This window comes from Sphaerisporangium sp. NPDC049457, from assembly GCF_055586705.1.
The window spans coordinates 59,233-84,082 of the sequence record NZ_JBVJHR010000028.1 but is presented as its reverse complement, the minus strand read 5'-3'; the positions used below and the strand labels follow the sequence as shown (position 1 = coordinate 84,082).

20 protein-coding genes and 2 riboswitches are annotated in these 24,850 nt (G+C 70.6%); of the genes, 5 read left to right on the top strand and 15 right to left on the bottom strand.

Annotated features, from left to right (window positions below):
- Positions 1-21: 21 nt before the first annotated feature.
- The 6 genes from ACZ6QO_RS34595 to ACZ6QO_RS34570 form a co-directional block, all read right to left on the bottom strand.
- Positions 22-966, bottom strand: coding sequence for a sugar phosphate isomerase/epimerase family protein (locus ACZ6QO_RS34595; RefSeq protein WP_465857169.1), 945 nt, complete (start codon positions 964-966; stop codon positions 22-24).
- A gap of 436 nt (positions 967-1,402) precedes the next feature.
- Positions 1,403-3,949 (bottom strand): ATP-dependent Clp protease ATP-binding subunit, encoded by a 2,547-nt coding sequence (locus tag ACZ6QO_RS34590; RefSeq protein ID WP_465857167.1) that lies wholly within the window; start codon positions 3,947-3,949, stop codon positions 1,403-1,405.
- 312 nt (positions 3,950-4,261) lie between these two features.
- Positions 4,262-4,594 (bottom strand): histone-like nucleoid-structuring protein Lsr2, encoded by a 333-nt coding sequence (locus ACZ6QO_RS34585; RefSeq protein ID WP_380843489.1) that lies wholly within the window; start codon positions 4,592-4,594, stop codon positions 4,262-4,264.
- Positions 4,595-5,162: 568 nt separating this feature from the next.
- Entirely contained in the window at positions 5,163-5,894 is a 732-nt protein-coding gene (locus ACZ6QO_RS34580) for an RDD family protein (protein ID WP_465857164.1), read from the bottom strand.
- 172 nt (positions 5,895-6,066) lie between these two features.
- The gene (locus tag ACZ6QO_RS34575) at positions 6,067-7,323 is read right to left on the bottom strand and encodes an RDD family protein (RefSeq protein WP_465857162.1); all 1,257 of its coding nucleotides are present in this window, start codon (positions 7,321-7,323) and stop codon (positions 6,067-6,069) included.
- Between the two features lie 223 nt (positions 7,324-7,546).
- Positions 7,547-8,092 carry an amino-acid N-acetyltransferase gene (locus ACZ6QO_RS34570; protein WP_465857160.1) on the bottom strand — a complete coding sequence of 182 codons (546 nt, stop codon included), beginning with the start codon at positions 8,090-8,092 and terminating at the stop codon, positions 7,547-7,549.
- A 385-nt stretch (positions 8,093-8,477) separates the two neighbouring features.
- Positions 8,478-8,675: riboswitch (cyclic di-AMP (ydaO/yuaA leader) on the top strand.
- A gap of 146 nt (positions 8,676-8,821) precedes the next feature.
- Here ACZ6QO_RS34570 and ACZ6QO_RS34565 point away from each other — a divergent pair.
- The gene (locus tag ACZ6QO_RS34565; RefSeq protein ID WP_465857158.1) at positions 8,822-9,760 is read left to right on the top strand and encodes a C40 family peptidase; all 939 of its coding nucleotides are present in this window, start codon (positions 8,822-8,824) and stop codon (positions 9,758-9,760) included.
- A 70-nt stretch (positions 9,761-9,830) separates the two neighbouring features.
- Here the strand turns inward: ACZ6QO_RS34565 and ACZ6QO_RS34560 are convergent, their stop codons facing one another.
- The gene (locus ACZ6QO_RS34560; protein WP_465857156.1) at positions 9,831-10,079 is read right to left on the bottom strand and encodes a helix-turn-helix domain-containing protein; all 249 of its coding nucleotides are present in this window, start codon (positions 10,077-10,079) and stop codon (positions 9,831-9,833) included.
- 420 nt (positions 10,080-10,499) lie between these two features.
- Positions 10,500-10,898, bottom strand: a complete 399-nt coding sequence (locus ACZ6QO_RS34555) for a winged helix-turn-helix transcriptional regulator (protein WP_465857154.1) — start codon at positions 10,896-10,898, stop codon at positions 10,500-10,502.
- 127 nt (positions 10,899-11,025) lie between these two features.
- Between ACZ6QO_RS34555 and ACZ6QO_RS34550 the strand changes: the two genes are divergently transcribed.
- Positions 11,026-11,961, top strand: a complete 936-nt coding sequence (locus ACZ6QO_RS34550) for an NADP-dependent oxidoreductase (protein WP_465857152.1) — start codon at positions 11,026-11,028, stop codon at positions 11,959-11,961.
- Positions 11,962-12,008: 47 nt separating this feature from the next.
- On the opposite strand, the gene ACZ6QO_RS34545 is transcribed toward ACZ6QO_RS34550, so the two are convergent.
- From ACZ6QO_RS34545 to ACZ6QO_RS34530, 4 genes are all read right to left on the bottom strand, one after another.
- Entirely contained in the window at positions 12,009-12,791 is a 783-nt protein-coding gene (locus ACZ6QO_RS34545) for a type III pantothenate kinase (RefSeq protein ID WP_465857150.1), read from the bottom strand.
- On the bottom strand, positions 12,791-15,343 hold the full coding sequence (locus ACZ6QO_RS34540; RefSeq protein WP_465857148.1) for an L-aspartate oxidase: 2,553 nt from the start codon (positions 15,341-15,343) through the stop codon (positions 12,791-12,793). Before ACZ6QO_RS34540 ends, ACZ6QO_RS34545 begins: the two co-directional genes overlap by 1 nt.
- Before the next feature lie 99 nt (positions 15,344-15,442).
- Positions 15,443-16,342, bottom strand: a complete 900-nt coding sequence (panC, locus tag ACZ6QO_RS34535; RefSeq protein WP_465857146.1) for a pantoate--beta-alanine ligase — start codon at positions 16,340-16,342, stop codon at positions 15,443-15,445.
- On the bottom strand, positions 16,333-17,223 hold the full coding sequence (locus tag ACZ6QO_RS34530; protein ID WP_465857144.1) for a Rossmann-like and DUF2520 domain-containing protein: 891 nt from the start codon (positions 17,221-17,223) through the stop codon (positions 16,333-16,335). The genes panC and ACZ6QO_RS34530 overlap by 10 nt, the downstream gene beginning before the upstream one ends.
- A gap of 150 nt (positions 17,224-17,373) precedes the next feature.
- Between ACZ6QO_RS34530 and ACZ6QO_RS34525 the strand changes: the two genes are divergently transcribed.
- Complete coding sequence (locus ACZ6QO_RS34525) at positions 17,374-18,339, top strand: SAM-dependent methyltransferase (protein ID WP_465857142.1); 966 nt, start codon at positions 17,374-17,376, stop codon at positions 18,337-18,339.
- Positions 18,340-18,465: 126 nt separating this feature from the next.
- On the opposite strand, the gene ACZ6QO_RS34520 is transcribed toward ACZ6QO_RS34525, so the two are convergent.
- On the bottom strand, positions 18,466-19,668 hold the full coding sequence (locus tag ACZ6QO_RS34520; protein ID WP_465857140.1) for a cytochrome P450: 1,203 nt from the start codon (positions 19,666-19,668) through the stop codon (positions 18,466-18,468).
- A gap of 175 nt (positions 19,669-19,843) precedes the next feature.
- A complete protein-coding gene (locus tag ACZ6QO_RS34515; protein WP_465857138.1) occupies positions 19,844-20,656 on the bottom strand; it encodes a TerC family protein in 813 nt (270 codons plus the stop codon).
- A gap of 165 nt (positions 20,657-20,821) precedes the next feature.
- Positions 20,822-20,937: riboswitch (SAM riboswitch) on the top strand.
- 245 nt (positions 20,938-21,182) lie between these two features.
- Here ACZ6QO_RS34515 and ACZ6QO_RS34510 point away from each other — a divergent pair.
- On the top strand, positions 21,183-22,433 hold the full coding sequence (locus tag ACZ6QO_RS34510) for an aminotransferase class V-fold PLP-dependent enzyme (protein WP_465857244.1): 1,251 nt from the start codon (positions 21,183-21,185) through the stop codon (positions 22,431-22,433).
- A gap of 147 nt (positions 22,434-22,580) precedes the next feature.
- Positions 22,581-23,669: an NADH-quinone oxidoreductase subunit D gene (locus tag ACZ6QO_RS34505; RefSeq protein ID WP_465857242.1), complete on the top strand. Its 1,089-nt coding sequence runs from the start codon at positions 22,581-22,583 to the stop codon at positions 23,667-23,669.
- A 218-nt stretch (positions 23,670-23,887) separates the two neighbouring features.
- Here the strand turns inward: ACZ6QO_RS34505 and ACZ6QO_RS34500 are convergent, their stop codons facing one another.
- A complete protein-coding gene (locus ACZ6QO_RS34500) occupies positions 23,888-24,343 on the bottom strand; it encodes a DUF3180 domain-containing protein (protein WP_465857136.1) in 456 nt (151 codons plus the stop codon).
- Positions 24,344-24,850 lie beyond the last annotated feature (507 nt).

Sequence of the window (24,850 nt, the reverse complement as noted above, 5' to 3'; positions counted from 1 at the left end):
GGCTGACGGAGGCGGATTGGGTCAGGCGGCTAGTTTGAGGCCGAGGGCGGTCAGGTTGCGGCGGGTCCAGTCGAGTTCGTCGGCGAGGGTGGCGACGAGGGCGGCGGGGCCCTTGCCCTTGGCGGGGCTGGCCAGGCCGTGCGCCTCCACCTCGATGTGGGCGCCGCCGGTCGTCGGCGCCGACAGGATGGCGGCCAGGGTGTTCTCCAGGATCGACTCGGTGGCCGGGGCCTCGCCGGTGTGGTTGTGCACGTGGCCGAGCTTGATCACCGAGGCACCGGCGTCGGCCAGCCCGCGCAGGGCGGCGCCGGGCTCTTCGACGCCGCAGGTCAGGTGGCAGGCGTCCAGGCACACGCCGAGGTATTCGGAGTCGATGCCGCACACCCGCTCGACCGCCTGCTGGGTGGTCTCGAGCACGCAGCCGGGCCACGGCTGGAAGCCCACCCTGATGGTCTTGCCGGTGACGCTGTGCAGGCCGCGCAGCTCGCGCGACAGCCGGTCCAGCCGACGGGAGGCGATGGCGTGCAGGTCGGCGGGCCAGTCGCGCCGCCAGCCGATCGGGATCGTGGAGATGCTGCCGAACTGGACGTCATCGGGCAGCAGGAAGGCGAGGATGCGCGCCAGCGCCATCGTGTAGCGGTAGCGCTCGGGCTTGGCCCAGTCGGGGCCGGGGCTGTCCTGGCCCATGCCGCGTCCGCCCGCGCCGTTGAGGCTGACGACCTCAAGGCCGCGCTCCTCCAGCGAGCGGCGCAGCCGCACCAGCTCGATGCGGTCGGCGGCGAGGTGGTCGACGACGCCGGGGGCGAGCCACATGCCGATGCCCAGCCGGTCGACCCCGAGCCGCTTGCGCACGGGCACGGCGTAGCGGGTGAGGTGGGCGATCAGGTTCTCCAGATCCTCCGCGGGGTGCACGCCCGCGTTGTAGGACAGGTGAACGAGCGTGCCGTCCTCATGACACAGGCGCATCTCGGGTGCCTCCCAGGCGTACTTTGCTTGTCGGGCATCACCGCGACGAACCCGCCTGTCTCAGCGCATGCGGCATTGCCCCCCTGCCAGGAATCCGGCCCCGGCTCGCCCGAGTCTGCCCGGCCGGCACCCGCCGCCGCGTCATCCCGGCAGTTGATCCCCTGCTACATCGGTGGGGGGATCTCGGCGTGCTCACCGTACTCAGTCGATCTTGTGAGCCATGCGAGCATGGCTCAGGCCCGATTCGCTCTACAGAGTGTAGTACTACTCGCGGTGGTGTCATAGCGCCAACGGTCAAAATGATCTCAACAAATACGGAGGACCCCCCGCGATGCGTCGCGGGGGGTCCTGCGTCATGCGCGTCGAGGCGCGATCGTTCTCGCCTCTACGGTCGTACCGTCGTCACAGCCGCGTGGTCATCACGGCTGTGCGGTCGCTACGCCGTGCGGTCGGCCGGCCTGGCCGAAGCACCGGCGCGGCTGCTCGCCGGCTCGGCGATGGCGGCCGCCGAGTCGGGGATCTCAGCCTGCGCCTTCTGCTCACCGACGAAGGTGAACTTGGCCTCGTCGCCCTCGCCCTCGATCGCGATCTTGACGATCTGACCGGGACGGAGGTCGCCGTAGAGGATCTTCTCCGACAGGGTGTCCTCCAGCTCGCGCTGGATGGTGCGCCGCAGCGGACGGGCGCCGAGCACAGGGTCGTAGCCACGGTCGGCGAGAACCTGCTTGGCCTCGTCCGTGAGCTCCAGGCCCATGTCGCGGTCCTTGAGGCGGGCGTCCACCTGGGCCAGCATCAGATCGACGATCTTGATGATCTCGGTCGGAGTGAGCTGGTGGAAGACCACCACGTCGTCGACGCGGTTGAGGAACTCGGGCCGGAAGTGCTGCTTGAGCTCCTCCTGGACCTTGGCCTTCATCCGGTCGTAGTTGCCCTCGACGTCGTTGTTCTTCGCGAACCCGACCCCGATGCCCTTGGAGATGTCGCGGGTGCCGAGGTTGGTCGTCATGATGATGACGGTGTTCTTGAAGTCGACGACGCGGCCCTGGGCGTCGGTCAGGCGACCGTCCTCCAGGATCTGCAGCAGCGAGTTGAAGATGTCCGGGTGGGCCTTCTCGATCTCGTCGAACAGGACCACGGAGAACGGCTTGCGCCGGACCTTCTCGGTGAGCTGGCCGCCCTCCTCGTACCCGACGTAGCCGGGCGGGGAGCCGAACAGCCGCGAGACGGTGTGCTTCTCCATGAACTCGGACATGTCCAACATGATCAGCGCGTCCTCGTCCCCGAAGAGGAACTCGGCGAGCGCCTTGGACAGCTCGGTCTTACCGACGCCGGACGGGCCGGCGAAGATGAACGAGCCACCGGGGCGGCGCGGGTCCTTCAGGCCCGCACGCGTGCGGCGGATCGCCCGGGACAGACCCTTGATGGCGTCGTCCTGGCCGATGATGCGCTTGTGGAGCTCGTCCTCCATGCGGAGCAGCCGCTGGGACTCCTCCTCGGTGAGCTTGAAGACCGGGATGCCGGTGGCCGTCGCGAGGACCTCGGCGATGAGCTCCTCGGTGACCTCGGCGACGACGTCCATGTCGCCGGCCTTCCACTCCTTCTCGCGGCGGTCCCGCTTGAGCTGGAGCTGCTTCTCCTGGTCACGCAGGGCCGCGGCCTTCTCGAAGTCCTGCGCGTCGATCGCGGACTCCTTGTCGCGGCGCACCTGGGCGATCTTCTCGTCGAACTCGCGCAGGTCCGGCGGCGCGGTCATGCGGCGGATGCGCATGCGCGAGCCGGCCTCGTCGATGAGGTCGATCGCCTTGTCGGGCAGGAAGCGGTCGCTGATGTAGCGGTCGGCCAGCTGGGCCGCGGCCACGAGCGCCGCGTCGGTGATCGTCACGCGGTGGTGGGCCTCGTAACGGTCGCGCAGACCCTTGAGGATCTCGATCGTGTGGCTCAGCGAGGGCTCGGCGACCTGGATGGGCTGGAAGCGGCGCTCGAGAGCGGCGTCCTTCTCCAGGTGCTTGCGGTACTCGTCGAGCGTGGTGGCGCCGATGGTCTGCAGCTCGCCGCGGGCCAGCATCGGCTTGAGGATGCTGGCGGCGTCGATCGCGCCCTCGGCGGCGCCCGCGCCGACGAGCGTGTGCAGCTCGTCGATGAACAGGATGATGTCGCCGCGGGTGCGGATCTCCTTGAGGACCTTCTTCAGGCGCTCTTCGAAGTCACCGCGGTAGCGTGAGCCCGCGACCAGCGCGCCGAGGTCGAGCGTGTAGAGCTGCTTGTCCTTCAGCGTCTCGGGCACCTCGCCCTTGACGATCTTCTGGGACAGGCCCTCGACCACGGCGGTCTTGCCGACGCCGGGCTCGCCGACCAGAACGGGGTTGTTCTTGGTCCTGCGGGACAGGACCTGCATGACCCGCTCGATCTCCTTGTCGCGCCCGATCACGGGGTCGAGCTTGCCCTCGCGGGCGGCCTGGGTCAGGTTGCGGCCGAACTGGTCCAGCACAAGGGAGGTCGACGGCGCGGACTCCTGCGGGCCTCCCGCGGCGGCCGGCTCCTTGCCCTGGTAGCCGTGGAGCAACTGGATGACCTGCTGGCGCACTCTGTTGAGATCTGCGCCAAGCTTCACCAGCACCTGAGCAGCGACGCCCTCGCCCTCACGGATGAGGCCCAAGAGGATGTGCTCTGTGCCGATGTAGTTGTGACCCAGTTGCAAGGCTTCGCGGAGCGACAGCTCAAGGACCTTCTTGGCGCGCGGGGTGAACGGAATGTGCCCCGACGGCGCCGACTGCCCCTGGCCGATGATCTCCTCGACCTGCTGGCGCACACCTTCAAGACTGATGCCGAGGCTCTCAAGAGCCTTGGCGGCAACGCCTTCACCCTCATGGATCAAGCCAAGAAGAATGTGCTCAGTGCCGATGTAGTTGTGGTTGAGCATCCGGGCCTCTTCTTGGGCCAGGACGACAACCCGCCGTGCGCGGTCAGTGAACCTTTCGAACATCTCGTCGCTCCTCACAGAGCGGTCAGGCAGCTCGGGATATCCGGGCCCGCCGCATCCGCATGCTAGCCCCGACCGGTGACCGCTCTAGACAGGAGACGTTCCCCGAGAGCAGGGCGTTCACGCTCCATCCAACTACTGTTGGGGGGTCACATGTTCCCGCTACGCCGCAAGCGAACGACGTTTAGCACCGTCGTTTTACGTGCACCCCCGGGCCGCGCCCCGGACGATCACGCTCGGAAAAACACGATCATGCGGCTATGGCGGCGATTCACCTGCGCCGCCGCCATAGCCGAGTGATCCACAAAGAGCTCGTCAGTGTGCCGCTTCGTACTGCTCGACCACGGAGGAGGCAATACGACCGCGCTCACTGACAGAGATGCCGTGAGCCTTGGCCCACGCCCTGATCTCCGAGCTCTTTTCCCGAGACGGACGCTGACCGCCGCCCCGCTTGCGACCCCGCGTCGTGGCACCCTCAGCCCGCCGGGCACTGGACACGAAAGCCGACAGCGCCTCGCGCAGCTTCTTGGCGTTTTCGCCGCTCAGGTCAATCTCGTAAGCGGAGCCATCAATCGCGAAGGTGACAGTCTCATTGGCCTCGCCACCATCGAGGTCGTCGATGAGTATCTTCTGGATCTGCGTGGCCATCTGGCAATCCTTTCGCAGAGCATTGTTCGATTCGCCAGCCAAAGATATACCCGGTAACCCCGGCTGACAATTCAGGGAACCCGCGGGTTCAAGAGGAGCTGTGGCGCCGGGCCCGCCGGTCAGTCGGAAGAAGCCTCAGAGGCCTCAGATGACTTCTCCGAGGACTCCGCCTCCTGACGCCTGCCCCCCGCTTCGGAACGGAACAGCTTGACGACCGCGATGATGACCACCGCGGCGACCACCAAGGGTGGTATCAACGCGGACAATACATCGTTCATTGATCCTCGCTCCACACGGGGGGGCATTCAGCCGCCCCTCCCGCGTTAATTGTCACACGAGACTCCCACGCCCTGTACCACGGCCGGCCGATCCGGGAGTCACGATCTGACTCTATCCCCACAGGAGGTCAGCGGGGGTTGCGGGGCGGGCGCCAAAGCGGGACGAGGACCGTTCCAGAGCATTCTCCGTCTCTCCAGGCGTCTTACCGGATGGCCCGGGAAAGGTGTGATGCCCCGGAAAACACGGACGGGACGGCCGCGTCGCGGCCGTCCCGTCAATAAAGCTGATCTCAGCGGGGAGCCTTGACCACAACCGTCCCGGCGAGCTTGTCGTGCAGGCCCTGCTGTAGCGGCTTGTCGGTGAGGATAAGCACGCCCAGCACGAGGACGAAGATGGCGGCGAGGAAGCCGAGGAAGGGAATGCCGTACAGCACCAGCACGCCCGGGTAGATAGCCGAGCGCTTCATCAACGCCGACGAATCCACCGGAGCGCCGCCGACGCCGACGAGACGGATCTTCATGACCTTCTTGCCGATGGTCTGGCCGTCCTTGGAATGCAGGACGTAGTCGTAGGCGGCGTACGCGCCGTAGGCGATGATCGCCGAGATCAGGCCCGGGACGAAGGTGGAGCCCACCGCGAGCCCGGGGTTGGCGAGAATCTCCTCCGTCGAGGGCACGAAGAGCGGCGTGAGGATCGCGCCCAAGATGTAGTACAGAACGCCGAAGATCAGGGTGTCGATGATCCTCGCGACCCACCGCTCCCACCACTCGGCGAGCGGCGCGGGGGCGCCGGGAGGAAGCGGAGCGCCCTGGGGAGCACCGTAGGGAGCGCCGTAACCCTGGGGGGCGCCGTACCCGCCCTGCGGAGCGTCGTAGCCACCCTGGGGAGCGCCATAGCCACCCTGGGGGTCGCCGTAGCCGGGCTGAGGAGCGCCGTAGCCTCCGCCCTGGGGGTTCCCGTATGGCTGGCCCGGCCCCTGCCGCGGGTCATAGGGACCGCCGGGGGGTGGTTCTGCCGTCATTTGATCACCTTTCGCGACTGCGAAGGAAGCTGCGGTTCGTGCAAGGTCCTATCGCATGTAGGGGTATGTCCGTTACCTTTTGGCCAAGCTCGTCGCCATCAGGGGCGAAGAGGCCCGGTTCAAATACGCAAACGAGGCCGGAGGAACGCCCCCCGGCCCCGGTCGCGCGTACTTACTTGATCTTCACGACGACGGTGTTGGCGACCTTGTCGTGCAGACACTGCTGGAGCGGCTTGTCCCAGAACTGCCACAAGACGTTGACCAGGTAGAACACCCACGTGATCCGGCCCACGACCGGGATCCACGCGAGCAACTGGAAGCCCCACAGGACGCCGGCGCGCTTGACCGCCACGTCCGAGGCCAGCCCGCCCTGCACGGAGCCGCCCACCGGCACGACCTTGATGCCCATGACGATCTTGCCGACGGTCTGACCCCGCTGCTTGGTCATCAGGAACTCGTAGCCGATCCAGAACACCCCGGCCAGGATCGCCGTCAGCAGGCTGGCGAGGAAGATCCCGCCTCCCGGGGTGATCGCCCCGGTGGAGGGATCGAAGCTCGGCGAGGTGATGATGATCGCGGCCAGCACGAAGTTCAGGATCACGTACGGGATCACGAGGATGACCATGTCCACGAGGCGGGCGAGGAGGCGCTGCCACCACTCGGCCAGCGGCGCGGGGGCGCCCGGAGGCTGCACGCCGGTCGCGGGGTAGGCCTGCTGGTAACCCGCGGGGCCATAACCCTGCTGTCCGTACTGCGGCTGGCCATAGCCCTGCTGCTGGCCGTAGCCCGCCCCGTACGGAGGCGCCTGCTGGGCGTACTGGGCCTGGCCGTACTGGCCGCCCTGCTGGTCCTGACCGCTCTGCTGCCCGTACTGCGGCTGCTGACCGTACTGCCCCTGCTGCTGGCCGTAGCCCTGCTGCTGACCGTAACCCTGCTGGGCCGCGGCCTCCTGCTGGCCGTACTGGGCCTGCTGGCCATAGCCCTGGCCCTGCTGGCCGTACTGCTGCTGGCCGTAGCCCTGGCCCTGCTGGCCGTACGCGCCCTGCTGCTGCCCATAGGGCGACTGCGCCGCCTGCTGGCCGTAGCCCTGCTGGCCTTCCTGCTGGCCGTAGCCCTGCTGGGCCCCGGCGTCCTGCTGGCCGTACTGCCCGTAGGACTGCTGGCCGTACTGCTGCTGCTGGCCGTATGCCTGCTGCCCCTGCTGCCCCTGCTGGCCGTACTGCTGCTGACCGTAGCCCTGCCCCTGCGGCTGCTGAGGGTAGGAGGGCTGGCCGTAGGCTCCGGTGCCGCCCTGCTGCTGGCCGTAGGAGCCCGGCTGCCCGTAAGAACCCGTTCCCGCCTGCTGCCCGTACGCTCCCTGCTGGCCGTAGCCCTGCTGGGGGTAGGCGGCGTGCTCGGAGGTCGGCTGGGGACGGTGGACGACGGTCACCTCCGGATCGATGCCCGGGGGGTTCTGCTGCCCATATTGCGGAGAGCCGGATGACGAATGACCGTCGTCCGGCTCATCGCGTGGGTACGGCGGCTGTCCGGTGCTCACCGTGTCACCTCACTTCGGCTTCGCACGTGGCCTCTGTCAGGCGCACATGCCGTGATGTTGCCAAGGTAGCGACAGCGGCATCAACAGTCACCTTTCCATTCCGTCACCCAGGCGGTCAAGATCGGGGACTCAGATGCAGCAACATGCGCGTGTTCCCCAGCGTGTTCGGCTTGACGTGCTCCAGCTCGAGGAACTCGGCGACGCCCTCGTCGTAGGAGTCCAGCAGCTCGGCGTAGACCTCCGGCGACACCGGCGTGCCCTGGATCGGGACGAACCCATGCCTGGCGAAGAACTCGACCTCGAAGGTCAGGCAGAAGACGCGCTGGACGTCCAGCTCGCGGGCGGCGTCGATGAGCGCCGAGACGATCATGTGACCGATGCCCAGGCCGCGGCAGCCGATGTCGACGGCGACCGTGCGGATCTCCGCCAGGTCCTCCCAGAGCACGTGGAGCGCCCCGCAGCCCACGACCGCGCCGCCGCGCTCGGCCACCCAGAATTCCTGGACGTCCTCGTAAAGGGTCACCGTCGCCTTGCGCAGCAGACGGGGCCCGTCGCCGGAGTAGGTGTCGACCAATCTCCTGATCGCCCGGACGTCGGAGGTGCGGGCCCGCCTGACGACGGGCGCGCCTGCGGCTGGTCCGGGCTGCGCGGCCTGCTCCATGAGGGGCCAGCGTATCCGCCCCGCCGGCGGGCGGCCTTCGCCGCCTTCGCCGCCGCCGGTCGCCTATAACGGGCCGTCCGAAACAACTGCCAACTGCCCACCGAGATCGCACAGCGTCACCTTCCGGGTGCAGCCGGTACGCGCGGCCCGGCGGCGGGGGACGGCGGGGGCCACATGGTGCCGGACCTGCGGATTTCCGCGACGCCGGCACTCGGAGAGAAGGTAACCGCAGCTCGGCACGGGTGCGCGGCGGTCAAAGGCGTGATCTCTCCGTGATGCGCCGGTTGTGCAACCTCAACAGAATTCGCAGTTCTGGTTGAGCAGGAACCTGGACTGCACTAGTGTCCAGCGTCAATGTCGGTCATCGCGACGCGGTGACCGCACCGCCTAATTCCCGCTTCGTCCGAACGGCGGGAAACCGGGGACCCAAAGGTGGGAGACGGGGGAAACCCCGGCGACCCCCACCGCCCCCTGGGGTGAATCCGAGAGGGAGGCATCGCGATCCTCCATGGTCATGTTCTCGGTAGGGCTGCTCCGGCCCGAACCCGTCAGCTAACCCGGTAAGCGGCCGAGGAGAGGAGCTTGTTGGTGCAGCCCAGGCGCACACCCGGAAAAAGCGCGGGCGGACATGCCCGTGGACGAGAGCACGGCGTCCGTGCCCGGTTCGGGGGCGCCTCGAAGACGTCCTGGCGTCTTCCCCGCCGCATAGCGCTGGTCACCGCGGCCCTGATGGCCGTGACGTTCGGCTCGCCGCTCGTCTCCGCGACCGCCGAGCCCAAGCCCAGCCTCAACGAGCTCAAGAAGCAGGTCGAGCACCTCTACAACGAGATCGAGTCGCTCACCGAGCAGTACAACGGCCAGAAGGAAAAGCTCAAGCAGGCGCAGCGCTCGGCGGAGCTGGCCAAGAAGACCCTCGCCAAGAGCGAGGCCGACCTGGAGGCCAAGCGCGCCAAGGCCGGCCTGTACGCCCAGGACGCCTACATGACGGGCGGCTTCGGCTCGCCGTTGAGCCTCGCCATGTCCGACAACCCGGACGCCTACCTCGACCGCGTGGCCACGACCTACGCCCTGCAGTTGCAGCAGGGCGAGGAGGTCGCCCAGATCGGCAAGGCGATGGCGATCGCCGAGCGCGCGAAGGCCGGCGCCAAGGCCCGCGAGGCCGAGGTGAAGAAGCTCGTCTCCAACCTGTCGTCGCAGCGCGACAAGATCCGCGGCCTGGTCGCCAAGACCGAGAGCCGCCTGTTCAAGCGGGCGCTGTCCCAGGCCGGCCAGTCGTTCGGCAGGGCCACCCGCATCGACATTCCGATCCCCGGCGACGGCAAGGCCGCCCAGGCCGCCAAGTGGGCGCTGACGCAGCAGCTCAAGCCGTACGTCTGGGGCGCGGCCGGGCCGAGCACCTACGACTGCTCCGGCCTGGTCATGTGGGCCTACCAGAAGGTCGGCATCAGCCTGCCGCACTACACCGGCGACCAGTGGACCGCGGGCACGCAGGTGTCCCGCGATGACCTGCGCCCGGGCGATCTGGTCTTCTTCTACAGCGACCTGCACCACGTCGGCATCTACATCGGCGGCGGCATGATGGTGCACGCGCCGCGCACCGGTGACGTCGTCCGGGTGGTCCCCCTCGGCAACCGCCCGTTCGCGGGCGGGGTTCGCATCGCCGACTAGCGCGTGCCACCGGAGGCCGCCCGCCGGCGGCCCCGCGTGTCAGGCCGACGGCGCCGCACCGCCCGAGCCGTCAGATGAGGCGGCGCCGCGCCGCCCAGGCCACGGCCTCGATGGCGGTGGCCACGCCTATGCGGTCGCAGATGCCGCGCAGGCGGCGCCGCACCGTGCGACCGCTCACGTCGAGCCGCCGCCCCACCCTGTCGACGGTCACGCCCTTGGCCAGTTCGGCGAGCAGCAGAAGATCGTCATCGCTCAGTCCTACACCGTCTGATCCCGAAGGAATGCCATTCCCTCGGGAAACCAGATCCGGATACGCCATCGGGTGTCCTCCCCCACGACGAACTCGGCAACATACTGAATGCTTCGGCCCGCCCGTCAGGAACGTTAAACGCCGCGTTGAAAGGTCGTCAAGCACTGACCTCGATACCCATGACGTTTGTGATTGACATACCAGTGCATATGTGAACTACTCATGACACGTCCCCGCACCCACCGGTTCGGGATGAGGACGGCGCTGATCATGGACGCCGGCCGCACCGACCGCGATGAGGCGCCACCGCGGCGCTGGTGGAGGCCGGGTACGGCGGGGCCGCCCACCGGGACACCTCGGCTCGGGGATATAAGAACGGCAGCCTATACGTCGAATTCGACCCGCGAAACCCTCGGGACTTTCTGACCATTTCTCGCCCGCCACGGCCGCGGGCGTAACACGGCCGGTACACGAGATTTGCCGCGTGGATCACCGCGCCGCGTCGTATTCGGCGCGCGCCGCCTCCACGTCCTCGATATGGATCTCCGCCCACTGCTTGATCGCCAGCATCACCGGCTGAAGGCTGCGGCCCAGCGGTGTGAGCTCGTAGTCGACGCGCACCGGCACGGAAGGCGTGACCGTCCGGCTGACGATGCCATCGCGCTCCAGGGTGCGCAGGGTCTGCGTGAGCATCTTCTGGCTGACCCCGGCGATGACCCGGGCCAGGTCGCGGTACCGCAGCGGGCCGTCGCCGAGCGCGGCGAGCACCAGGCCGATCCACTTGTCGCTGAGGGTGTCCAGCAGCTTCCGCGTCGGGCACTCCGCGATGAACGCGTTGTAGGCGATCTTGGCTTCTTCGCGCCGCTCCGCCGCCGTGCGGGTTCCCATGCGTTTCCTTCACGTTCCTTCTCGTCGGTTAGGCACTTGCGGGTGCCTACTTCCCATCGGAGAGTAACTCTTCTTGAGTATGTGCCAGGAATGTCGCCCACGATGGACCTTCACGAAGGGATCGATCATGCGCATGCTCGTAGTAGAGGAGTTCGGCGGCCCGGAGGCGCTCCGCGTCGCCGACGCGCCCGTCCCCGAGGCGGTCGGCGGGCAGATCCGCGTCAAGGTCGCCGCCGCGGCCGTCAATCCGGTGGACCTGGCGACCAGGTCGGGAGTGCTGGTGGCGGCCGGCCTGATGGAACCGCACGGGGTCAAGGGCCTCGGATGGGATGTGGCAGGAACGGTGGACCAGGTCGGCGAGGGGGTCACCGGCTTCCGGCCGGGCGACCCGGTGATCGGCATGTCCGCCGGGGTGGAGCCGTCGTCCGCCGCCCAGGCCGAGTACATCGTCCTGGACGCGGAGACGGTCGCGCCGGCGCCGCACGGCGTGCCGGCCATCGAGGCGGCCACGCTGCCCCTCAACGGCCTGACGGCCGCCCAGGCGCTGGACCTCCTCGGCCTGCGCGCCGGCGGCACGCTGCTCGTCACCGGCGCGGCCGGCGGGGTCGGCGGGTACGCCGTGCAGCTCGCCGCCTCCGCGGGCATCGACGTGGTGGCGGTCGCCGGCGAGAAGGACGAGGACCTGGTGCGCGGGCTCGGCGCCCGGTGGTTCGTCCCCAGGGACGCCGACCTGTCCTCGGCGGTGCGCGAACTGGTGCCCGGCGGCGTCGACGGCGCCCTGGACGCCGCCGTGGTGAAGCTCGGCGCCCTGGAGGCGGTGCGCGACGGCGGCGCCTTCGTCGCCGTGGTCGGCAACGGCGAGCCGCCCTCACTGCGCGACGTGCGCGTCACCACCGTATGGGTGCGCCCCGACGGCGCACGGCTGCGTCAGCTGGCTCAGCTCGCCGAGGAGGGCCGCCTCACCCTGCGGGTGGCCCAGACCTTCCCGCTGGAGGAGGCGGCGGAGGCGCACAGAAGGCTCGAAGCGGGCGGCGTCCGGGGCCGCCTCGTCCTCATCCCCTGACCATCCCCTGACCGTCCCGCGTCGGCCGCGCGGCGGCCGGGGCGGTCTCAGGCGGTGTTGCGGTCGTAGATCAGCCGGAGCCCGATGAGCGTCAGCCAGGGCTCGTGCACGTCGATGGAGCGGGCCTCGTTGACCACCAGAGGTGCCATCGACCCGGTGGCCACGACGGTCACGTCGTCCGGGTCGGCCGCGAGCTCGGGCGCCATGCGCTCGACGATGCCGTCCACCTGGCCGGCGAAGCCGTAGATGATGCCCGCCTGCAGCGCTTCGACGGTGTTCTTGGCGATCACCGAACGGGGACGCACCAGCTCGACCTTGTGGAGCTGGGCCCCGGCCGCCGCCAGGGCGTCCACCGAGATCTCGATGCCCGGGGCGGTGACCGCCCCGACGTACTCGCCCTTCGCCGACACCGCGTCGAACGACGTCGCGGTGCCGAAGTCGACGATGATGCACGGCCCCCCGTACAGCGTGAGGGCGGCGAGCGCGTTGACGATGCGGTCGCTGCCGACCTCCTTGGGGTTGTCCATGCGCACCGGCACCCCGGTGCGCACGCCCGGCTCCACGATGACGGCGGTCACGTCGCCGTAGTAGCGCCGGCACATCTCGCGCATCTCGTTCAGGACGGACGGGACGGTCGAGCAGATGGCGATGCCGCCGATGTCGGCGTCCTTCAGCAGCGGGCTCTGGCCGAGCAGCCCCTGGAGGACGACCGCGATCTCGTCGGCGGTGCGCCGCGCGTCGGTGGCGAGGCGCCAGTGCTCGATGACCTCCTCGCCCTCGAACAGGCCGAGCACCGTATGTGTGTTGCCGACGTCGATCGTGAGCAGCATCAAGCCCCCCGAAGGTCCAAAGCGATGTCTAGTGCGGGCGCCGAGTGGGTCAGCGACCCCACAGCAAGGTAGTCAACACCGGTTTCGGCCACCTCACGGGCCGATTCCAGGTGGAGCCCACCGCTGGACTCCAGGCGTGCCCTGCCGCCCACCAGGGCCACCGCGCGGGCCAGTTCCTCGACGGTGAAGTTGTCCAGCAGGATCTCCTCCGCCCCCTCCGCGAGCACCGGCTCGATCTGGTCGAGGCGGTCGACCTCCACCTCGATCGGCAACTGCGGGTAGGACTGTCGTACCGCCCGGAACGCCTCGGCGACCCCACCGGCCGCCACCACGTGATTGTCCTTGATCAGGGCCGCGTCCGACAGGGACATCCGATGGTTGACGCCCCCGCCGCACCGCACCGCGTACTTCTCCAGCGCCCGGAGGCCGGGGAGCGTCTTGCGGCTGTCGCGGACGCGCGCACCGGTGCCGCTCACCGCCTCGACCCAGCGGTGGGTCAGCGTGGCGATGCCGGACAGATGCGTGAGCAGGTTGAGCACGGTGCGCTCGGCGGTGAGCACCTCGCGCACAGGTCCGACGACCGTCATCAGCACGTCGCCACGGGAGACGCGCTCGCCGTCCTTGGCATGGCGCTCCACGGTCAGGCGACCGCCTGAGGAACCGTGGAACACCGCCTGGGCGACGGCCAGCCCGGCGACCACGCCGTCGGCCCGCGCCACCAGGTCGGCCACCGCCGTCTGGTCGGCGGGCACGGTGGCGATCGTCGTGACGTCGCCCTGCTCGTCGATGTCTTCGGCGAGGGCGGCGCCGACCAGCGTCATGACCGCCGCCGGGTCCAGGCCGGCCTCCGCCAGTTCGGTCTCCAGGTGGTGCGGCAGACCGGCCGCCCGGTCGTCGTCGTGCTGGGCGTAGGTCATGGTCAGTCCCTCCTCGGCCAGGGTCATGTCGATGTGCCCCAGCCACCAGGCGTCCTTGCGTTCCGGGAAGTCCTCGCGCCAGTGGGACCCGCGCGTCTCCTCACGGGCCCGCGCCGCCGTCACCAGGGCGCTCGCCACGGTGAGCAGGTTGGTGGCCTCCCACGCCTCCGTGCAGGGCGCGACGGCCACCGGGGTCCACCGGGCGTCCAGCAGGCCGTGGCTCACCTCGGCGAGGCTCCGGCCGCTGCGCAGCACGCCCGCGCCGGTGCTCATGCGAGCCTGGACGCGCGGCCGCACCCGGGGGTCCACCAGCCCGGCGGCGCGGTCGTCGCCGACCGGCTCACCCGGCGCGGTCCGGCGCGGGGAGGCCAGGTCGGCCGCGATGCGCTCGGCGAAGACCAGCCCTTCCAGCAGGGAGTTGGAGGCGAGCCGGTTGGCCCCGTGCACCCCCGTGCAGGCCGCCTCGCCGCAGGCGTACAGGCCCGGGACGCTCGTGCGCCCGTGCAGGTCGGTGCGGACGCCGCCGCTGGCATAGTGCGCGGCGGGCGCGACGGGGATGGGTTCGCGCACCGGGTCGATGCCGTGTTCCCGGCAGACCGCGTAGATCGTGGGGAAGCGGGCGCGCCACTTCTCCTCGCCGAAGTGGCGGGCGTCCAGCAACACGTGGCTCGCGCCGCTCTCCAGCATCCGGCGCATGATCGCCTTGGCGACCACGTCGCGGGGCGCCAGCTCGGCGAGCTCGTGCACGTTCACCATGAACCGCTCGCCGGCCTGGTCGAGCAGGACGGCGCCCTCGCCGCGCACCGCCTCCGAGATGAGCGGCTGCTGGCCGGTCGATCCCTCGCCGAGCCAAAGGACGGTCGGGTGGAACTGGACGAACTCCAGGTCGCGCACCACCGCTCCGGCGCGCAACGCCAGGGCCACCCCGTCGCCGGTGGAGACCAGCGGATTGGTCGTGGCGGCGTACACCTGGCCCATGCCTCCGGTCGCCAGCACGACGGCGCCCGCGCGCACCGCGCCCACGCCGTCCCTGGCCCCCTCGCCCATGACGTGCAGCGTGACCCCGCACGTGGCGCCGGAGGCGTCCTTGAGCAGGTCGAGCACCAGCGCGTGCTCGATGATCTCGATGCGGCCGCCCGCCGCCGCGCCGCCGCGGACCGCCTCGACCAGCGCGCGCTGGACCTCGGCTCCGGTGGCGTCCCCGCCGGCGTGGACGATGCGGTCGCGGCGGTGGCCGCCCTCTCTGGTGAGCTGGAGGCCGCCGTCGGGCTGCCGGTCGAAACGGGCCCCATGCGCCATCAGCCGCCGAAGCGCGGCCGGCCCCTCGGTCACCAGCGCCTGCACGGCCCGGACGTCGCACAGCCCCACGCCCGCGATGAGCGTGTCGCTGAGGTGCTCGGGCCAGGAGTCGGCCGGATCCAGGACCGCGGCGATGCCGCCCTGCGCCCACCGGGTCGACCCGGCCGACAGCACGTCCTTGGTGACGACGAGCACGCGGGCGTCGGGCGCCAGCTCGGCGTACCGAAGCGCCACGGTGAGGCCGGCGATGCCCGAGCCGACGACGACGACATCGGCGGTGACGGTCCAGCCGGGCTCGGGCGCGGCCAACCGGCGAGGTATAGGCGGATGGGTCATGGGGGCTCCCTTATTTCGTCAATATGACGATAAAGCATCCCCGCTTATTCCCGCCACGCGGGCCTCGCCCACCACCGTCCCGCCCGCCACCGCCCCGGCTCAGGGCGACAGGGTCAGGACGGTGTTGTCGATGAGCCGGGTGGTGCCGACCTTGGCGGCGACCGCGAGGACGGCCTCGCCGCGGTGGTCCTCGGCCACGGCGGTGAACGTGGCGGGGTCGACCAGGCTCAGGTAGTCCAGCAGCAGCGGCGGGTCGGCGCGGGCGGCCTCGTCCAGCACGGTGTGCGCGGCGTGCAGGATGTCCTTCGGCCGGGTGTGGCGGGCGCCCTCGCGAAGCGCCGCCGACAGCGCCAGGGCCGTGGCCCGGTCGGCCGGCGACAGGTAGCGGTTGCGGCTGGACAGCGCCAGCCCGTCCGGCTCGCGCACCGTGGGAGCCCCCACGACCGTGACCGGCACGTTGAGGTCGGCGACCATCCGGCGGATCAGCGCCAGTTGCTGGGCGTCCTTCTGCCCGAAGACGGCGACGTCCGGCCGGACCAGGTTGAAGAGCTTGAGCACGATGGTGAGCACGCCGTCGAAGTGGCCCGGCCTGAAGGCGCCCTCGACGATCGCGCCCATCTGCCCGGAGGAGACGCCGACCTGACGGTCGGGCAGGTACATCTCGCCGGGCGCCGGGGCGAACACCAGGCCGACCCCCTCGGCGGCGCAGACCGCGAGGTCGTCGTCGAACGTGCGCGGGTAACGCGAGAAGTCCTCGTTCGGGCCGAACTGCAGCGGGTTGACGAACACGCTGACCGCCACGTGGTCGGCGCGCTCGCGGGCCAGCCGGATCAGCGAGCGGTGCCCCTCGTGCAGCGCCCCCATGGTGGGGACCAGCGCCAGCGTGCCGCCGCCCTCGCCATCCTCGCCGTCCGCTCGCCGGCCGCCCGCCCCGCCCACGCCCAGCGCGGCGCGCGCCGCGATCAGCTCGGAGTGGTCCGCGGCGACGATCACGTCCATGTGTTGCCTCCCAGGGCGTCGAGCAGGCGTTCGGCCGTCTCGGGCTTGAGCAGTCCGGCGGCCAGCGCCCGGTCGGCGGTGAGCCGGGCGAGGGCCACGTACGCGTCGGCCGCCTCGGGCGCGGCCAGGATGAGCGCGTCCACGTGCTTGCGGACGGTGCCGGCGTCGCCGCGCACGACCGGCCCGGTCAGGCCGGTCAGCCCGAGGCGGAGCGCGTTGTCCAGGGCGGCGCCGAGCAGCGGGCCCAGCATGCGGCCCGGATGCTCGACGCCGATCTTCTTCAGCAGCTCCTGCGACTCGACGATCAGGGTGACCATGTGGTTGGCCGCTCCGGCCAGGGCGGCGTGGTAGAGCGCGCGGTCCTCCTCGGCGACCCAGACCGGCTCGCCGCCCATCTCGATCACCAGGGCCTCGGCCACCGGCCGGAGCTGGTCGGGGGCCGTGACGCCGAACGAGCAGCCGGCGAGGCGCCGCATGTCGTCGTCCCTGCCGGTGAAGGTCATCACCGGGTGCAGCGCGAACGGCAGCGCGCCGGCGGCGGTCGCGGCGTTGAGCACGCCGAGGCCGAACGCGCCGCTGGTGTGCACGAGCATCTTGCCGCGCAGGTCGGCCCCCGTGGCGGCCAGACCCGAGACCAGGCCGGGCAGGGCGTCGTCGGGCACGGTGAGCAGCACCAGGTCGGCGGCGCGGACGACCTCGTCCGGCTCGGAGATGTGCACGCCGAGGCGGTCGAGCGCCCTGCGGCGCGAGGCGTCGGAGACCCCGGCGGCCGCGACGATGTGGTGCCCCGCCTGCGCGAGCGCCGCGCCGAGGACCGAACCCACTCGCCCGGCGCCGAGCACGCCGACGGCGAGACGCCCGGGGCGGTCGCTTGTCTCCATCACTTTCCCGTTCAGCTTCGACGGATCAGGCCAGGTGCCAGCGTAACGGTCGCCTCGCGCCGGGGGCCCGACCGGCTCGACGGGCGGTCGTCCACAGGCTGTCAGCGTGATCGTCATGAACCGGGACCGGAATTGGTAACGTCCGATGTCGTGTGGGTCACGTGGCGGCAGGCCATGCAGCAGGCGCTCTACGGCGACGGCGGCTTCTACATCCGCGAGCGCCCGTCAGGTCATTTCCGCACGTCGGTCGCCGCCTCGCCCGCGTTCGCGCTGGCGGTGCTGCGCCTGCTGTGCACCGTCGACGAGTTCGTCGGCCGCCCCGCCGAGCTCGACCTGGTCGACGTCGGCTCCGGTGACGGCGCGCTGGTGGCCCAGGTGCTCGACGCCGCGGGGCCGGCCCTCGCCGAACGCCTGCGGGCCACGGCCGTCGACCTGTCCCCGCCGCCCGACGACCTCGACAAGCGCATCACCTGGACGCACACCCTTCCCGACCGGGTCACCGGCCTGGTCATCGCGAACGAATGGCTCGACAACATCCCGCTGGACGTCGCCGAGCAGACGCCCGAGGGGCCCCGCCTCGTGCTCGTCGACCCCGCGACCGGGCGAGAGCGGCTCGGAGGGCCGCCGTGCGAGGCCGACGGCCGGTGGCTGGAGCGCTGGTGGCCGCTGCCCCGCACCGGGCTGCGGGCCGAGATCGGCCGCCCCCGTGACGAGGCGTGGGCGTCGGTCGTCGGGCGGCTGGTCCGGGGGCTGGCGGTGGCAGTCGATTATGCACACCCTGTGGATAACCGGCCGCCCTACGGCACCCTGACCGGGTACCGAGATGGGGCGTGCGTGCCCGCCATACCCGATGGGTCCTGCGATATCACCGCACACGTGGCGTTGGACGCCTGTGCGGCCGCCGGCGAGCGGGCCGGTGCGATATCCACAGCCTTGACCACGCAACGACAGGCTTTACGCGACCTCGGGGTCAGCGGCGCCCGCCCTCCGCTGGCCCTGGCGACCACCGACCCGGGCGGCTACCTCCGCGCCCTCGCCCGCGCCTCACAGGAGGCCGAGCTGATCGCCCGCGACGGCCTCGGCGGCTTCGGCTGGCTGACCCAGCGCAAACCCTGATCTCCCACGCCGGCGCGAGTTGAACGTCCCGCCCGGTCGCCCGTCCACGAACCCACTCGCGTCACGCGGGCACCGCACACCCGTTCCGGGCACTGCCCCGTACCGGGGCGGGGTGGGCTGGGTGGGTCAGGCGGTGGAGATCTTCAGGGTTTCGAGGCCGCGGATGACGTAGTTGGGCTTCCAGACCGGTTCCTCGACGAGCTCGATCTTGGGAGCGGCCCTGAGCAGCGCCGAGAACGACTCCATCAGCTCCACGCGCGCCAGCGGAGCACCCAGGCAGAAGTGGATGCCCGCCCCGAACGAGATGTGCGGATTGTCCTTGCGGCCGACGTCCAGCCGGTCGGGGTCCTCGAACACCTCCTGGTCCCGGTTGGCCGAGCCGAACAGCAGGGCCACCTCGGCGCCCTTGGGGATGTCCACCCCGCCGATGGTGACGTCCTCCAGCACCCAGCGTTCGAACATCTGCAGCGGGGTGTCCCAGCGCAGCAGTTCCTCGACGGCGGTGGGCAGCAGCGACAGATCGCCGCGGAGCCGCTCCAGCTCACCGGGGTTGCGCAACAGCGACCACCAGCCGTTGCCGGTGACGTTGACGGTGGCCTCGTGGCCGGCGTTGAGCAACAGCACACACGTGCCGACCAGTTCGTCCTCGGTGAGCCGGTCGCCCTCGTCCACGACCTGCGCCAGAGCGCTGATCAGGTCGTTCCCCGGGCGGGCGCGCCGCTCGGCCGCCAGCGCGCGCAGGTAGTCGCCGAACTCCGCCGCGGCGCGCACCGCCGTGTGCTGCGCCTCGATCGACGGCGCGAGTTCGTACATGCCGCAGATGTCGGCCGACCAGGGGCGCAGCAGGTGCCGGTCCGCCTCGGGGACGCCGAGCATCTCCGCGATCACCGTCACCGGCAGCGGCTCGGCCACCTCGGCGAGCAGGTCGCCGCCGCCGCGCTCGACGAACCCGTCCACCAGCTCGCCGGCGATGCTCCGCACCCGCGGGCGCAGCTCCTCGACCATGCGCGGCGTGAACGCCCTGGAGACCAGCCGCCGCAGCCGGGTGTGCACGGGCGGCTCCACGTCGAGCATCCCGGCCCGGATCACCCGCCAGAACGGGTCCTGGAAGGCCGGCTCCGGTTCCCGGCCGAAGGCCTCGTGCGTGGCCACGTGGAGGTAGGAGCGGCCGAGCCTGCGGTCGCGCAGCGCCGCGTTGACGTCCCGGTGCCGGGCCACGAGCCACTGGCCGGTCGGCTCGAAGAAACCGACCGGCTCGTTGTCGCGGAGCCACCGGTAGACGTCGTAGGGCTGAGCGACGAAATCCGGATTCCAGGGGTCGAAGCGCACGAAGTCATGGTAGGCCGGGATCCCACCAGCTTTCACCTGGGCATCCGACGCGCCCCGGCGCCGGCGCCCCCGGCGGTGGGCCGTGGCGCCGCCGCTTCGGTGTGGGACGTGGCGACGACGCTTCGGCGCGGGGTCATGGCCGCGGGGTCATGGCCGCGGGGTCATGGCCGCGGGGTCATGGCCGCGGGGTGTCACCCGCTTCGGAGGAGGCCACGGACGACGGCGCCGGAGACGGCTCCTCCGCGGTCTCGTAGCGATCGCGCAGTTCGACCGGCCGCTGGGCGCCCGCCCTCCTGCGCGCCCGGATGTTGAGCAGCTCCACGACCAGCGAGAAGGCCATCGCGAAGTAGATGTAGCCCTTGGAGATGTGCTGCTCGAAGCCCTCGGCGATCAGCACGACGCCGATGAGCAGCAGGAACGACAGCGCCAGCATCTTGATGCTCGGGTGCTTGTCGACGAACGCGCTGATCGGCCCGGACGCGAACAGCATGATCACCACGGACACGACCACCGCGGCGATCATGACGCCGATCTCGTCGACCATGCCCACGGCCGTGATGACCGAGTCCAGCGAGAACACCACGTCCAGCAGCATGATCTGCACGATCACCGCCGTGAACGAGGCCGCCACCCGCCCGCCGGAGTGGCCGGAGGCGCCCTCCAGGCTGTCGCCGATCTCGAAGGCGCTCTTGCCCAGCAGGAACAACCCGCCCAGGATCAGGATCAAATCGCGTCCGGAGATCTCGTGCCCCCACACCGCGAACAGCGGCTCGGTCAGCCGCACCACCCACGACAGCGCGAGCAGCAACGCCAGGCGGCTGATCATCGCCAGCGCGAGCCCCAGCTTGCGCGCCATGTCACGGCGCTCCGGCGACAGCTTCCCCGCCAGGATCGAGATGAAGATGATGTTGTCGATGCCCAGGACGATCTCGAGCGCGACCAGGGTCAAGAACCCGATCCATATTTCTGGGTTGAGCAGCCAGTCCATCGCGCCTCCTCGGGCCGGGGGTCGGTCACCTCACGGCCCCTTCGCCGAGGAGTCCGTCCCAAGTCAACGCGCGAGGGCCCGGCAAAGTTCGCGATTCGTGGGACGCGTCACCCCGCGCGCCGCGAGGTTGCGGAGACGCGGGGGATTCGGGTTATAGTCCCGGTAGGTCATGAGTGCCAGCGTCAAGCCCCGGCTTGCTGGCCGGCAACCCTCGCGCTCGCGGCGGGGTGCCCCGGGTGAGGACCGGGTCCGGCACGAGGTGTGCCGGGCAAGCGCGGGCTCCGTCATTCCAACGCCGTGACCGGGGTCCCATGACCTTAGGAGGCCGGCGTTGTCTGCTCTCACCATCCTGAAGAGCTCCTCCACCACCGACGCGGACGCGTCCCCGCTGCTCACCGCCACGTCCCCCGCCCTCCCGGACGCGCCCCAAGCCGCCACCGGCCTCACGCACGCGACCCCCGGCGCCACCGGCCTTCCGCACGTCCCGCACGCGGTCGCCGGCCAGTCCTCGGCCGTCGATCCGGCCATCCCCGCGGTAATCGGGGCCGACCTCGAGGTTCCCGTCAAGGGCGGCCGGCTCCTTGGGTACGCGAACCTGGACTACGCCGCCAGCGCGCCGTGTCTGGCGCCGGTGAGCGCCGCCGTCGCCGCCGCGCTCCCGGCCTACTCCAGCGTGCACCGGGGCGCCGGGTACGCCTCCCAGCTCACCACGGCCCGCTACGAGCAGGCCCGGCACACCGTGCGCGCCTTCGTCGGCGCCCGTCCGGGGGACGCCGTCGTGTTCGCCAGAAACACCACCGACGCCGCCAACCTGCTGGCCCGCTGCCTGCCCGACGGCACCACCGTCGTGGTCTTCGAAAGCGAGCACCACGCCTCCCTGCTCCCCTGGCCCAAGGCCGTACGGCTCGCGCCGCCCGCGTTCCCCGGCGAGGCGGTGCGCGCGGCCGACGAGGCCCTCGCCGCCATCGACGGGCCCGCGCTCCTGGTCGTCACCGCGGCCTCCAACGTCACCGGCGAGCTGTGGCCGATCGCGGCCCTGGCGCACATCGCCCACCGGCACGGCGCGCGCATCCTTGTGGACGCCGCGCAGCTCGTCCCGCACCGCCGGCTCAACCTGACCGCCCTCGACCTGGACTACGTGGCCTTCTCCGGGCACAAGCTGTACGCGCCGTTCGGCGCCGGCGCCCTGGTGGGCCGGTCCGACTGGCTCGCCGACGCCGAGCCGTACCTGCGCGGCGGCGGCGCCTCCAAGGCCGTCACCGGAGGCGCCGGCCAGGACGAGCCGCTCTCGACCGAGTGGAGCGCCGACCCCGAGCAGCGTCACGAGGCCGGCACGCCGAACGTCCTCGGCGCCATCGCCCTCGCCGCCGCCTGCGACGCCCTGTCGGCCACCGGCTGGACGCCGCTGGTCAAGGAGGAGGAGCGCCTGCTCACACTGCTGCGCGACGGCCTGGCCGGCATCGAAGGCGTGCACGAGCTGTCGCTGTGGGGGCCGGGGCACCCGCGCGTCGGGATCGTCTCCTTCGTCGTCGACGGCTGGACGGCCCGGGAGGTCGCCGAGGCGCTGTCGTCGGAGTACGGCATCGGCGTGCGGGACGGCAAGTTCTGCGCCCACCCCTTCGTCCGGCACCTGCTTGAGGGCGTGGGCAGGTCCGCCGACGGCGACTGCGCGGACGGCACCACCGGCGCCGTCCGGGCCTCCATCGGCATCGGCACGACCGAAGAGCACGTGCGCCGCCTGGTCACCGCCCTCTCAGATCTTGTCTCCCGGCGCTGACGTGACAGCATGGGCCTTATGACCGAACCTCGCGAAGGTCACCGAGATCGCGAACCTCGCGGCGCCCGCGGCGCTCGCACCGGAGCCGCGGGCACCGAGCGGGTCGTCGCGATCGGGGCCGGCGCCAAGGAGCTCGCCACCGAGGACATGATCCTCAACATCGGGCCCCAGCACCCTTCGACCCACGGTGTCCTGCGCCTGCGGCTGACCGTGGACGGCGAACGCATCGCCACCGCCGAGCCGATCATCGGGTACATGCACCGGGGCGCCGAGAAGCTCTTCGAGGTCCGCGACTACCGGCAGATCATCGTGCTGGCCAACCGGCACGACTGGCTCTCGGCGTTCGCCAACGAGATCGGCGTGGTGCTCGCGGTCGAGCGCATGCTCGGCATGGAGGTCCCCGTGCGGGCGGTGTGGGCTCGCACGCTGCTCGCCGAGCTGAACCGCGTGCTGAGCCACCTGATGTTCCTCGGGTCCTATCCGCTGGAGCTCGGCGCGATCACGCCGGTGTTCTACGCCTTCCGCGAGCGCGAGACGCTGCAGGCCGTCATGGAGGAGATCTCCGGCGGGCGCATGCACTACATGTTCAACCGGGTGGGCGGGCTGAAGGAGGACCTGCCGTACGGCTGGCTCGACCGCGTGTCGCACGCGGTCGCCGACGTGCGCAAACGCCTGCCCGACATCGAAGGCCTCATCTACGGCAACGAGATCTTCCTCGCCCGCACGCGCGGCGTCGGGGTGCTCGACCGCGAGACGATCCTGCAGTACGGCGTCAGCGGCCCGATCGCCCGCGCCTCGGGCGTCGACCTCGACCTGCGCCGCGACGAGCCGTATCTGGCCTACGGCGAGCTGCCGGTCAAGGTCGTCACCCGCTCGGCCGGCGACTGCCACGCCCGGTTCGAGGTGCTGCTCGACCAGGTGAAGGTGTCGCTCGACCTGGCCGACGCGTGCGTCGAACGGCTGCGCTCGCTGCCGCCGGGACCGGTCAACCAGCGGCTGCCCAAGGTGCTCAAGGTCCCCGAGGGCCACACCTACGCCTGGACCGAGAACCCCCTCGGCCTCAACGGCTACTACCTGGTGTCCAAGGGCGAGAAGACCCCGTGGCGGCTCAAGCTGCGCAGCGCGTCGTACAACAACGTCCAGGTGCTCAGAGAGATGCTCCCCGGGCATCTGATCGCCGACATGGTGGCCATCCTCGGCTCGATGTTCTTCGTCGTCGGCGACGTCGACAAGTGATCACACCCTCTGACCTGCGATTTCGGCGGCAATTCCGGCGAAGCGGTTTAACCGCCCGCGTCTGGCGCAGAAGGGGAGTGCGATAAGGGACAGGGATTCAGGGTGGCTCCGCGCGCGGCGGGGCCCGGCGCCGGCCGGGCCCCGCCTCGTGCGTCCGGGGTGAGGCGCCGTCCGGGGTGAGACACAAGGAGCCGGCGGACGGGGACGGCGGCGGCCGGTCAGGGGCGGACGTCGTCGTCCGGCTTCCCCGGCACCCTGCAGCAGTGCTCCAGGTACAGGGCGGCGCAGACGAGGATCACGCAGGCGACCAGAGAGCCTCCGGCCAGGAAGAAGTCGCGCCGCGGTGTGTCCTGGTCCAGAAGCTGCACGACGTGGAAGACGAAGCCGGCGAAAACCCCGGCGAAGACCGCGCCGGCGTAGGCCGACGCCTTGGCCAGCGCCGCAAGCCTGGCCACCGCCAGCGGCTCCACCGGCTTGGTGTCCGGCCTGCGCTCGATGCGGGCGCGGGTCATCCACCCGCTGTACGCCTCACCGACCGCCAGCAGGAGCACGGTAGGGATGGCCGTCCAAGGGACGGTCGGCAGGTCGGAGTAGACCTTCTGCAACAAGCCCCACGTCACGACCGCGAAAGCGACCAGCAACAGGACGAGCACGCCGGGACGGCTCGGTTTCACGCGATCCTCCTCGTTCCCCATGGGCGGCCCGGCCTTCGTCCCGCCGGAGGGTCCACTATCATCGCGGGCCGGACGGTGATCAGGTCACGACCCCGCCCACGAACCAGGTCACGACCCTGCCCACAACAACCCCGCACCATGCGGAGAACGTCCCGCCCGCCCTTAGAGTGCCCCACCGCCCCGAAACGAACGGCCGACGCCTCCCCATCCCCCGGCGCGGCCGCTCGACGCCCCTCATACCGCACCGACTCCGGCAGCGCCGACCCGCCAGCCGGAACCCGGTCGAACACGGACAGAGCGGTCAGCCAGCCGGACGACGACCAGCCAGACGCAGACAGCCCGCCCAGCCAAGCCCGGACCCCGTCCAATTCGGCCAGACGCAGACGGTCCGGCAGGCCAAGCAAATATCGTCCAACCAACCAAGCCCAGACAGGGAGCCAGCCAAGCCCAGACGGTCCGACCGACCAAGCGCAAGCGGTCCGACCGACCAAGCGCAAGCGGTTCGAC

Bases quoted from the DNA above. Each gene is read 5' to 3' on its own strand.
- ACZ6QO_RS34540 (WP_465857148.1), bottom strand. From the start codon at position 15,343: ATGACCCATCCGCCTATACCTCGCCGGTTGGCCGCGCCCGAGCCCGGC.
- ACZ6QO_RS34590 (WP_465857167.1), bottom strand. From the start codon at position 3,949: ATGTTCGAAAGGTTCACTGACCGCGCACGGCGGGTTGTCGTCCTGGCC.
- ACZ6QO_RS34585 (WP_380843489.1), bottom strand. From the start codon at position 4,594: ATGGCCACGCAGATCCAGAAGATACTCATCGACGACCTCGATGGTGGC.
- ACZ6QO_RS34545 (WP_465857150.1), bottom strand. From the start codon at position 12,791: ATGCTGCTCACGATCGACGTCGGCAACACACATACGGTGCTCGGCCTG.
- ACZ6QO_RS34580 (WP_465857164.1), bottom strand. From the start codon at position 5,894: ATGACGGCAGAACCACCCCCCGGCGGTCCCTATGACCCGCGGCAGGGG.
- ACZ6QO_RS34560 (WP_465857156.1), bottom strand. From the start codon at position 10,079: ATGGCGTATCCGGATCTGGTTTCCCGAGGGAATGGCATTCCTTCGGGA.
- ACZ6QO_RS34555 (WP_465857154.1), bottom strand. From the start codon at position 10,898: ATGGGAACCCGCACGGCGGCGGAGCGGCGCGAAGAAGCCAAGATCGCC.
- ACZ6QO_RS34570 (WP_465857160.1), bottom strand. From the start codon at position 8,092: ATGGAGCAGGCCGCGCAGCCCGGACCAGCCGCAGGCGCGCCCGTCGTC.
- ACZ6QO_RS34515 (WP_465857138.1), bottom strand. From the start codon at position 20,656: ATGGACTGGCTGCTCAACCCAGAAATATGGATCGGGTTCTTGACCCTG.
- ACZ6QO_RS34565 (WP_465857158.1), top strand. From the start codon at position 8,822: ATGGCCGTGACGTTCGGCTCGCCGCTCGTCTCCGCGACCGCCGAGCCC.
- panC (WP_465857146.1), bottom strand. From the start codon at position 16,342: ATGGACGTGATCGTCGCCGCGGACCACTCCGAGCTGATCGCGGCGCGC.
- ACZ6QO_RS34530 (WP_465857144.1), bottom strand. From the start codon at position 17,223: ATGGAGACAAGCGACCGCCCCGGGCGTCTCGCCGTCGGCGTGCTCGGC.
- ACZ6QO_RS34550 (WP_465857152.1), top strand. From the start codon at position 11,026: ATGCGCATGCTCGTAGTAGAGGAGTTCGGCGGCCCGGAGGCGCTCCGC.
- ACZ6QO_RS34505 (WP_465857242.1), top strand. From the start codon at position 22,581: ATGATCCTCAACATCGGGCCCCAGCACCCTTCGACCCACGGTGTCCTG.
- ACZ6QO_RS34595 (WP_465857169.1), bottom strand. From the start codon at position 966: ATGCGCCTGTGTCATGAGGACGGCACGCTCGTTCACCTGTCCTACAAC.